This is a genomic window from Vibrio sp. V19_P1S1T109, assembly GCF_002241375.1.
Lineage (GTDB): Bacteria > Pseudomonadota > Gammaproteobacteria > Enterobacterales > Vibrionaceae > Vibrio > Vibrio anguillarum.
On the sequence record NZ_NDIM01000167.1, the window covers coordinates 1 to 10,355 of the forward strand.

Sequence of the window (10,355 nt, forward strand, 5' to 3'; positions counted from 1 at the left end):
TAGTTGAGGCGTGGAATAAATGAGGCTAAAAAGAAAACATGAACGAAACGAAATTATCGGCCAGCCAAGTTAATGAAAAGTCACTGCAATTATTGATGCAAGTGGCGGTAAATGAAGAGCCAGTATCAGCGAAAACCTTGAGCGAACAATTGCAAGTTCCGCTGAGTAGTTTGTACCGACATCTGAAGATTTTGAAAGAGTGGAACTTGATCGAAGAGAGCCCACACGACAAAACGTTGATCATCGGTTCGGCGGCTCTACTTTTAATGCGCAGTTATGAAACGAGTCAACACAATTTAGATGCAGTCGATGCGGTGTTAAGTCGATTACAGAAACAGACAGGCGAAATGGCGGCATACATGGTTCCGGTGGGATACCGAGCCTTGTGCGTTAGCCAAAAAGAAAGTATGCAGGCACTTCGATGCAGCTTCGTCCAGGGTCAAAGTCAACCCCTGCTTCGAGGTGCCTCATCTAAAGTGATGTTGGCGTATTTACCCGCTCCGCGCTGTGAAAAAATTCTTCGTTATTTTGGTGAAGACCACCAAATGGAAAAATGGCAGACAGAGTTGGAAAAAATACGTCGTAATGGGTACGCCGTGAGCACGTCAGAAATTGATCCTGGCGTTTCCGGAATTAGTGCCCCCGTAATGAAAGGGAGTAAGTTGATCGGCGCAATTTCAGTGATGGCTCCAGCCCATCGTGTTGAAACCAACAAGCAGCGGATCATTTTACATGTATTACAGGCAGCAAGAGCGTTGCCACCAGAAAGGTAATTCATAATGCTAAGTTTATTCAAACGCTACCGTATGAGTCGTACACAGAGCCAACCCGCTTATCCATTCACGTTCATGACACTCTGTGAACAGATAAAGCCAATGTCTCAAGTAGAGTTTGAATTTGCTCAGCAGAGCCTTGAATTTGCATCAGATTGGCTCTATCAGCGTCAATCCACGCCTTGTTACTCTGATGCGGGACATATAGTCGTCAAAGATAAAAATGCCACCCGTTTTCAAGACACCTTGAGTCATCAATTAGCACTGAGCTCAGTGCCTGTCGTACTAGCGAATTGTCACGAAATGCTGCTCAATGCATTGCCAGTGATGGCTTTTGAGAATGACGAAGTTGGTATTGTGAGTATCGGACATCATTTTGAGCTGAAACAAACGCTGGACCTACAAGTTGGCTCTGCATTTCATTTTGCACTCTCTCGCTATAACAATACGCGCCTATTTTGTATTGGAATTGATGAAATGCATCAATCCAACCAAGTGTGGGAGTATGCAGAAGATTTAGGCTGTGATTGGTTAACGCTGAATGAGTGCGGTTTTCGTCATCGTAATCAACTAAAAAGCCAATTAGGTCACTACATAGAGCATTGTGATCAACTGATCGTGACGATTGATTTAGCCTCTTTAGTTCCGGGAGTGGGGGTTGATGAGAACAACGCGTTAGATAACCAAATGGTACTAAGAACGTTAAGGCAATGTGCGCTTTCGGGCAAGGTAAAGCTTATCCAACTGGTGGGGGCGAAGGATAAATTGATTTATTCTAAGCAGACCAAAGAAATTTTAGATGAGCTATGTGCTTTATCACCAGATGTGATCCACGCTGCGTAGTGACATATTGATTCTCATATATACCAAACAAAAACCCCCCAGTTGTCTGGGGTTTTTGTTTTATGGAACTCAACTATTTGAAGTATGCTTAAGTGTGTTGTTCGGTTTTTAGTATTAGGTTAATGAGCACTAAACTTGCTGAGTGATAATGAAGTGGCTTGTGCTTTCTGGAAGAGCTCTTTACTACAATCGCTCATCACTTTGCTGTCATTAAGTAGTTCGAGTGAATGTTGATTAAGATTGCTCAGTTGCGTTAGCAAATCTTCAACATGTGACAGTTGCTCATCAGATGAATTGACCGCTAAGTGGTTGGCGTTATTCGCTTGATTAACATCCTTGATCGCTTGGCTGACTAACTCGTTACTACTTTCAATAGCTTCAACGCAACTCATTGATGCATTGACACTTTCCCCCATGTAGCCGATCAAGTCTTTCGAAAAGTTACTAAGCACGGTAAGGATCTCTTCCACTTGGTTGGTTGAAGAGGATGTTTTTTCCGCTAGGTTACGCACTTCGTCTGCCACGACGGCGAAACCGCGACCATTCTCACCCGCGCGAGCCGCTTCAATGGCCGCATTGAGCGCAAGCAGGTTTGTTTGATCAGCGATCGTACGGATGATCTGTAAGATATCGGTGACTTTTTCAACCTGGGCATTTAGGCTCTCAGCGGTTTTTGCTGTTACTTGTGACTTTTCTGCTAGGTTTTTATTTTCACTTAATGCATGTTTAAGTTGTTGTTGACTTTCTTGCCCAGAAATAACGGCTTGTTGTAAAGACAGCGACGCAGTATTGATATTCTCGGTGACTGACGCAATGCTTTGCCGAGCACCTTCACCAATTTGTACTGATTGCGCAATTTCCCGCTGCTGACCATTGATATTGTGTTCTAGCTGCTTCACTTGTCGTTCAACAGCTTTCGTAACATCAGTGACATCGCAGATGTTTTGTTCAATAGGGTGGAAGGTGTGTTCCACTTTTTCAATGAACATATTGATTGCTGTGGCAAGGTCACCTAACTCGTTATCTTTGTTAAATGGAATTCGTTGCTTGAGGTCACACCGACCAGAAGCCAATGATTCACATAAGTTTTTCAGCTGATTTAAAGGATGCAGTAGAGCGCTCCTCAAAATAAAAAACAAGCCAATAAAAGTAATCAACACGAAGGTTATGCCAATTGAAATGGCCCATAGCCCCAGTTCCTTGGAAATGGCATTGACCTTGTCAAATTGCCACTGAGTAACTAAGTAACCCACCAATTTTGCTTCCTTGCCCGACGTTAATGGGTTGATGATGATCACGTGTTGTGTGCTTTGTTCAATAATAATGGCGTTGGTTGATGCTTGGGTCAGCGCATTTTTTATATTGACTCCGCTAGGAGATACGGACTTCTCATTTAATTGATAGAATAAAGATCCATCTGCAAGGAAAACCGCTATATGTTTGAGTTCTTTATTGCTGCTATCGACAGCGACTTTAACCCGCTCTTCCAAGCTCTCTACTTTGTTAAAGCGCACCGAAGTGGCGACGTTTTCAGCTAGAGAAGCCGCCATTTGTTGATAAGTTTGAGCGCTCAGCGAGTACATCACTGTGGCACTTTTCGACCATAGAGCATAGGAAATAGCAATCAGCGATACAACGCTAAGTAGCGACGCACTTGCCACTACCAACCGACTAATACTAAGTCTCATATAGAGTAATCCTGATCAATGAGTTAAAGAGCTTCTACGTTAACGCCGATGGTGATGGCACCAATCACTTTCCCTGAGCTAGGGTCAACCACGCTGTGGCTTATCTGTGACTGAAACATTTGGGTCGACTCATCTTCTTCTATCTCACCAATTAGATATGCGCTTGGACCTTTAAGGTAGGTGTCTTGCCACTTTTCCTCATCTCCTTGCCAGTAGTCAGAAGTAATCTCGCTTTGGGCGACATTCAGCCCTTTGTTATCCATAGCAAAGATCTCCGTAATTAGCCCGTTGCTAGCTTGTTGAATCGATTTAAGTTCAGAAGATGCGGGGGAAGAGAGCAGTTTGTTGATCAGTGGAGCATCGGTTTGGCCCACTTGGCTACGCCAATCCTTGTCGAGTTGATCAATTTGCATTTGAGTTAGGTTCGCGTGTTGAGCGTTTTGAGCATTAATGGCTTGGATTAAAACGGGATTAGCAATGATTTCAGCCACCTTGGTATCAATGAAGTTTTTTAGCGCCCCTTCAAACTCATTAGCAAAGGAGGAAAAGGAGAAACAAGCGATCAGGCAAATAAAATATTTCATAACAGACTCCAGTCGAGTTAGGTATTTTGCGTTGTGTATAAGGTATGTAGTGATCTTAGATGTTCATATTCATCAATATGCACTTTGAGCCTAGTTTAAGAATAGAAAACTGTAAAAAAATAGGTGTGATTTGAGCGCATGATCAAATGAATATTCATCTCTTGCCAAACAAAACAAAAAACTATCCGTTTTGACAATTGACAAGCTTGATGGCGGTGCCGGTTGTATTGTTTTCTCGACGAGGTCGGTTAGAAAATATCGATTTGGAGTGATACTTGTGGTGACCCAGCTGTGCTGAATGGCTTATTTAGCTAACGCATAGATTTTATTTTTTAACTCACTGTCACCGTTAAGCAATGTAAATTTAACTTATTTGTCACGATAGACCGCTAAGCTGCTTGCAAAATCCAATAACAAGACAAGTAAAGTCAAGGAGCAAACATGTGGAAGCGTGAAGAGCAAGAGTCTCAATTTAGTGAAATGATCGAAGCGAGACTCTCTCGCCGCCGTTTTATGGCGGGTAGTGCGGCAGTCAGTGCAGGCGCGTTTTTATCTTTAAATCCAGTTGCTAAGGCTGTTGCGGCAAAGTCGAGCTCTTCACTGCTCAATTTTGAAGCCATTCCTGTCTCAACGGCAGATGCCATCGTTGTTCCTAAAGGGTATAAAGCGACCCCGTTGATTTCATGGGGTGACCCCATTTCTGTTGATGCTCCTGAGTTTGACCAAAGTGGTAAACAAGATTCACGAGCACAAGAGCTTCAATTTGGTGATAACACTGATGGCATGAGCTTCTTCCCAATTTCGGATGATCGCGGTGTACTTGCGATTAATAATGAATACACCAACTACGAATACTTGTTTGATCACAAAGGTAAATCGATGACAGCAGATGATGTGCGTAAAGCGCAAGCTGCGGTCGGCGTTACTGTCGTTGAAGTGATGAACAAAAATGGCCAGTGGACGGTTGACCGCGCAGGGAAGCGTAACCGTCGTATCACGGCAAACACACCAATGCTGCTCACTGGGCCAGCTGCAGGCCATACGCTAATGAAAACCGCCACTGATCCTAAGGGCTTAAATCCACTGGGAACTTTTAACAATTGTGCGAATGGTCAAACGCCGTGGGGGACATACTTAACGTGTGAGGAGAACTTTGATGATTTCTTTGGTAGTAACCAGGATGGCGTGAAGTTAACGGCTGATCATAAGCGTTATGGTATTGAAGCCAAACCCAGTGATTATCAATGGCACCAACATGATGAGCGTTTTGACGTTGCGAAAAACCCCAATGAGCCAAACCGCTTTGGTTGGGTAGTGGAAATTGATCCGAACGATCCAACATCGACGCCACTTAAACGCACGGCGTTAGGCCGTTTCAAACATGAAAATGCGGCGCTTACTCTCAACAAAGATGGCCATGCTGTGGTCTATCTGGGGGATGATGAACGCGGTGAACATCTATACAAATTCGTTTCAAAAAATCGCTACCAAGCTGGTAACGATGCGGCGAATCGCAACTTATTGGAAGAAGGAACCCTCTTTGTTGCTAAGTTTGATATGAATGAGCAAGAGCTGAAAGGTTCAGGAAAGTGGCTTGAATTGACCTTTGGTAAAAATGGTTTAACGCCAGAAAATGGTTTTAAGGACCAAGCAGAAGTGATGATTTTTGCTCGCCGCGCAGCGACTCAAGTGGGTGCTACGACAATGGATCGTCCTGAATGGGTTGCGATTCACCCTGATAATAAGCACGTGTTCTGTACACTGACCAACAATAAAAACCGAGGTAAAGAGGGGCAACCTGTTGGTGGTCCTAACCCTCGCGCTAAGAATAACTATGGCCAGATTCTGCGCTGGATGCCAGCCAATGAGGATCACACTAGCACTGTGTTTGCATGGGATCTGTACTTGATTGCGGGCAACCCAACGGTACATAAAGGCGATCTCTATGCGGGCAGCGACAATATCTCAGCAGACAACATGTTCAACAGCCCAGATGGTATCGGCTTTGACAAAGCGGGTCGCTTGTGGATTCAAACCGATGGCAACTATTCCAACAAAGGGGATTTTGCCGGGCAAGGCAACAACCAAATGTTGTGTGGGGATCCAATTACTGGTGAAGTCAAACGTTTCCTAACTGGGCCGATTGCTTGTGAAATAACCGGGTTAACTTTTTCACCGGATCAAAAAACCATGTTTGTTGGCGTTCAACACCCTGGGGAAGATGAAGCGCCATCGCATTTCCCATACGGTGGAACCACCAAGCCGCGTTCGACCATTATGATGATCACTCGTGAAGACGGCGGGGTGATTGGCGCATAAGCCCTGATCATTTTCCGCTGAAGGGAGCTGCGGCTCCCTTTTTAACATTCCTGCTGTCGGTCAACGCTGTTACCATCATCCATTCACGTTCTTGGCGCCTCCTATCTTGCACGAAAGAAGACGTTGTTTCGGTTAGGCAGGACATGGTCTGGTTTACTTTTCCTACACGTTATGTATGAATTCTTTGTGTCAGGAAAATAAGTAAAAAGGGTGAAATCGGGGCGATTATTTTCCCTCAAATTGACAATTGCTTGATACGTTCTTTGCGTGTCGTCCGTTATTATGCTGATCTTCAATAATCCAGCGGTGTCTATTGAGCGTGAAAAAGCAAATCCAAATCAAAAAATCGGGCTTAGTACTCTTAGCCTCGTTCTCGTTGCTGTTAGTTCCCATCTCATTGGTTGGGTCTTCGATTGATTTGACCACACCAGTGAGCGAGGGCGTCGGTGCATTTTTTACCTATTTAACCGATTCGGCCGGTTGGCAAGGCTTTGGTTTTACCTTTGCGGTACTGGCTTTCCTGGCAACGCGAACGGCGTGCTCGAGAGCGTTACTCTTAAACCGTATTATTCAAATTGGTTTTTTGTTGGTTGTTGGTATGGCTGCCAAAACCGGTTTAAAATATCTGACAGAGAGCCCGCGCCCATACACTGAATTGATGACGCATCAACTGCTTATCCCAAACCCTGCGCATTTTTATAAATTGAGTGAATTACAAAAAGAAAGTGTGATGACCGACATTGCAACCCAAGTCAGTGACTGGCGCTTACGTCATTGGCAGGGTGAAAAGGACTATTCATTTCCCTCTGGCCATACGATCTTCGCTACTATTTGTCTGGCTTTCTTTGGTGGCTTGTTTATTGAACAAAAGCGCTATATTTTTGCGGCGGGTCTACTGCTTTGGGCCTGTGGGGTCGCCTTTAGCCGCTTATGGTTAGGGATGCATCGTCCGGTTGATTTATACGGCTCCTTGCTGTTTGTCAGCATGATTTACCTTGTGATACCCAAAGTGTACCCCTTAGATCACCCTAAATTAAAACCACTATTAACGCGTCTTCATCTCTGTTAACGGGTCACGAGTCATCATAAAAAAGCCAGCACATTAAACGTGCTGGCTTTTTTGTAATCACATTTTACTATCACATAAGTAACGGCATCAGGCAAAGAAGGAGGAAGCCACACCAATCAAACCACCGAATACTCCACCCCAAACAACCAACCAGCCAAGGTGCTGTTTAATCATCTTCTGTACCATCTCTTTCACCAATTTAGGCGTGAGTTCATTGAGACGTTGATCGATGATGTTTTCGATGTTAGCGGTGATCTCTTCAATCATCTCAGGAGCTTCTAACTGCTCTTTGAGCGCTTGTTTAACGTTATCGCTTTGGCTGATATCAATCATAGATTGCTGCATTTTTTCGACAAACGGTTGCTTGAGTGGTTGTAGCGCGTCGGTTCCACCAAACATCGCCAGCATGCCGCCAAATGGAGAGTTTGCAATCACTTCGACCAAAGAATCAAAGGTTGGGTTGAAGTCAACTTTGGCAATCACAGGCTCAAGATCCAACGTTTTACTGCCCGTCATCTCTTTACTGAGAAAGCGGTCAATATTGGACTGGGTGAAAAATTGCTCCATCATCAGGCTCTTGATTGCGGTTTTGAACTCTTCAAAGCGAGCAGGTATCACACCCGAGCCATAGAGTCCTGGCACTTTTTCAAACAGCATGTGAATCGCAAGCCAGTTGGTGATTGCGCCAGAGAAGGCAAATAAGCCCGCATACAGCGCAATAGTGTTATCCAGTTGATAGCCCGCTGCAAGGAGCACTAGCGCAATGATATTAGTGAGTAAGCTCTTGTTCATAATCCAAATCTAGTTAAATAAAGGGAATGGGCGAATTCTAAGGAAAAAGAGTGAATTGTGGAAGCATCAACGGAGCGCAAACTCCGTTGATAAACCATTAAGCAATCTCAACGTCGTCGCAACCGATAAAGCCACCCGTTTGGTGCGCCCATAGGTGTGCATAAATGCCGTTTTGAGCGATCAACTCTTGGTGTGTGCCTTGCTCAACGACGTTACCTTTATCGAGTACGATCAACCTGTCCATTGCGGCAATGGTTGATAAACGGTGAGCAATGGCAATCACGGTTTTGCCTTGCATCAGCTCATTTAAGCTCTCTTGAATTGCCGCTTCCACTTCGGAGTCGAGTGCGGATGTGGCTTCGTCGAGTACCAATAGTGGCGCATCTTTTAACAGCACGCGGGAAATAGCAATTCGCTGGCGCTGGCCGCCAGACAGTTTTACGCCGCGCTCGCCGACTTGCGCATCATAGCCTAGGTTACCAAATGGGTCGGTGAGTGTTTCGATAAACTCATGCGCGTGTGCCTGTCGGGTGGCTTGCAGCAGTTGTTCTTCACTTGCATCAGGGTTGCCATACAAAATGTTATCGCGGATAGAGCGATGCAGCAGTGAAGTATCTTGCGTCACCATACCAATTTTGCTGCGCAATGAATCTTGGGTGACCTCATTGATCGCTTGCCCATCGATACGAATTTGCCCACCTTCAACATCATGAAAACGAAGTAGTAAATTGACTAAAGTCGATTTCCCAGCGCCAGAACGCCCTACTAAGCCCACTTTTTCACCCGGTTTAATGGTCAGGTTTAAATGGTTAATAACGCCTTTATTCTCGCCATAGTGGAAACTCACGTCATCAAATTCGATGCCACCTTGTGCAACCTGCAACGGTTTTGCGTTGGGTTTATCTTCAATGGTGATCGGTTTCGAGAGGGTTTTCATGCCATCCACGACTGTGCCCATGTTTTCAAAGAGCGCACCGACTTCCCACATGATCCATTTCGACATGCCATTAATGCGCAATGAAAGGCTGATCGCAATCGCGATTGCACCAATACTGATGGCACTCTGCATCCATAGATAAATCGAAGTCGCCGCAATCACGAACACCAAAATATAGTTGGCGAGTTCAACGCACAGGTTAAAACCAGTCACTAAACGCATTTGGCGGTGAACCGTGTCTAAAAAGCTCTCCATGCCTTGTTCGGCATAGTCGGTTTCTCGGCGGGTGTGTGAGAACAATTTGACCGTGGCAATATTGGTGTAGCTATCGACAATGCGCCCCGTCATGGTTGAGCGAGCATCGGCTTGTTCTGATGCTACTTTTTTAAGCTGTGGTACAAAGTGAAGTTGAATACAAATGTAGGCCGCGAGCCAGACGAGCATCGGCACCATTAAACGCCAGTCTGCTTGCGCCAACATCACCACAATCGCAGTGAAATAGACTGACACATAGACAAACACATCCAAGGTCTTCATCACGGTTTCGCGGATGGATAACGCCGTTTGCATCACTTTAGTGGCAATTCTTCCCGCAAAGTCATCTTGGTAAAAAGAGAGGCTTTGTTTGAGCAGATAACGGTGCGCCAACCAACGGATCGACATGGGATAATTGCCGAGCATAGTTTGGTGGATCAACAGTGAATAGATGCCAATCAAAAGTGGCATGATCACGAGTACTAAAATAGATAAACCGATCAAGGTGTCTCGGTTCTCAGTTAGGAAAGTCTCTGGGTTACTGGATGAGAGCCAATCCACCAGTTGGCCCATAAAACCGAACAGTGATACTTCAACAACGGCAATTAACGTGCTGATTAACGCCATTAAAATGAGTGGTTTTTCAAAGCCGCGCGTGTAGTAACGACAAAAGGCCCATAAGGTCGCAGGAGGCTGTTTGGGTTCCTCTTTGGGAAAGGCTTGGGTAAAGCTTTCAAATTTTTTATACATCGAAAATCCTTATGCCAATTCTCGCTAAAGTATGAGAGACCAAAAGCCTAGAACGCGAGAATCTAACGTTGAACTCCTATAAGGGGAGCAAATGATGGAGTAAGCCGAACAGAAGTATAACGAAATCACAACATAAGTGGCGGATTACTTTTCGCGCTTGGCTCTAGAAAACGGCGCCTGATTAATACGGTGGTTAATGCAGCAAGCATTGGCTCGAATGGTCAGTAACGTCCATCGGGTGAAAAAATGAAGCGAGTTAAATATCGTTATCGACGATAAGAGAACCATAAACGAGTTGCGTTACTTTTAAGTGAGTTTTTACTGTGAATATTTTTTGAATAATGG

The 10,355-nt window shown here is 44.8% G+C and carries 8 protein-coding genes; 4 read left to right on the forward strand and 4 right to left on the reverse strand.

Annotated features, from left to right (window positions below):
- The first annotated feature begins 38 nt into the window (after nt 1-38).
- Both B9J87_RS07895 and B9J87_RS07900 read left to right on the forward strand, forming a co-directional pair.
- Nucleotides 39-773, forward strand: a complete 735-nt coding sequence (locus B9J87_RS07895; RefSeq protein ID WP_010316838.1) for an IclR family transcriptional regulator — start codon at nt 39-41, stop codon at nt 771-773.
- A gap of 6 nt (nt 774-779) precedes the next feature.
- On the forward strand, nt 780-1,616 hold the full coding sequence (locus B9J87_RS07900) for an arginase family protein (protein WP_013868324.1): 837 nt from the start codon (nt 780-782) through the stop codon (nt 1,614-1,616).
- A gap of 119 nt (nt 1,617-1,735) precedes the next feature.
- On the opposite strand, the gene B9J87_RS07905 is transcribed toward B9J87_RS07900, so the two are convergent.
- Together B9J87_RS07905 and B9J87_RS07910 are read right to left on the reverse strand one after the other, a co-directional pair.
- Nucleotides 1,736-3,304, reverse strand: coding sequence for a methyl-accepting chemotaxis protein (locus B9J87_RS07905; RefSeq protein WP_176429500.1), 1,569 nt, complete (start codon nt 3,302-3,304; stop codon nt 1,736-1,738).
- A gap of 23 nt (nt 3,305-3,327) precedes the next feature.
- On the reverse strand, nt 3,328-3,888 hold the full coding sequence (locus B9J87_RS07910; RefSeq protein ID WP_047688797.1) for a hypothetical protein: 561 nt from the start codon (nt 3,886-3,888) through the stop codon (nt 3,328-3,330).
- 441 nt (nt 3,889-4,329) lie between these two features.
- Between B9J87_RS07910 and B9J87_RS07915 the strand changes: the two genes are divergently transcribed.
- Both B9J87_RS07915 and B9J87_RS07920 read left to right on the forward strand, forming a co-directional pair.
- Entirely contained in the window at nt 4,330-6,207 is a 1,878-nt protein-coding gene (locus tag B9J87_RS07915) for a PhoX family protein (RefSeq protein ID WP_094150080.1), read from the forward strand.
- 313 nt (nt 6,208-6,520) lie between these two features.
- Nucleotides 6,521-7,276 (forward strand): phosphatase PAP2 family protein, encoded by a 756-nt coding sequence (locus B9J87_RS07920; protein ID WP_094150082.1) that lies wholly within the window; start codon nt 6,521-6,523, stop codon nt 7,274-7,276.
- Between the two features lie 87 nt (nt 7,277-7,363).
- On the opposite strand, the gene B9J87_RS07925 is transcribed toward B9J87_RS07920, so the two are convergent.
- The gene (locus tag B9J87_RS07925) at nt 7,364-8,068 is read right to left on the reverse strand and encodes a DUF445 domain-containing protein (RefSeq protein ID WP_094150084.1); all 705 of its coding nucleotides are present in this window, start codon (nt 8,066-8,068) and stop codon (nt 7,364-7,366) included.
- A 97-nt stretch (nt 8,069-8,165) separates the two neighbouring features.
- Nucleotides 8,166-10,010: an ABC transporter ATP-binding protein gene (locus tag B9J87_RS07930; protein ID WP_013868330.1), complete on the reverse strand. Its 1,845-nt coding sequence runs from the start codon at nt 10,008-10,010 to the stop codon at nt 8,166-8,168.
- Nucleotides 10,011-10,355 lie beyond the last annotated feature (345 nt).

Bases quoted from the DNA above. Each gene is read 5' to 3' on its own strand.
- B9J87_RS07895 (WP_010316838.1), top strand. From the start codon at position 39: ATGAACGAAACGAAATTATCGGCCAGCCAAGTTAATGAAAAGTCACTG.
- B9J87_RS07900 (WP_013868324.1), top strand. From the start codon at position 780: ATGCTAAGTTTATTCAAACGCTACCGTATGAGTCGTACACAGAGCCAA.
- B9J87_RS07905 (WP_176429500.1), bottom strand. From the start codon at position 3,304: ATGAGACTTAGTATTAGTCGGTTGGTAGTGGCAAGTGCGTCGCTACTT.
- B9J87_RS07910 (WP_047688797.1), bottom strand. From the start codon at position 3,888: ATGAAATATTTTATTTGCCTGATCGCTTGTTTCTCCTTTTCCTCCTTT.
- B9J87_RS07915 (WP_094150080.1), top strand. From the start codon at position 4,330: ATGTGGAAGCGTGAAGAGCAAGAGTCTCAATTTAGTGAAATGATCGAA.
- B9J87_RS07925 (WP_094150084.1), bottom strand. From the start codon at position 8,068: ATGAACAAGAGCTTACTCACTAATATCATTGCGCTAGTGCTCCTTGCA.
- B9J87_RS07930 (WP_013868330.1), bottom strand. From the start codon at position 10,010: ATGTATAAAAAATTTGAAAGCTTTACCCAAGCCTTTCCCAAAGAGGAA.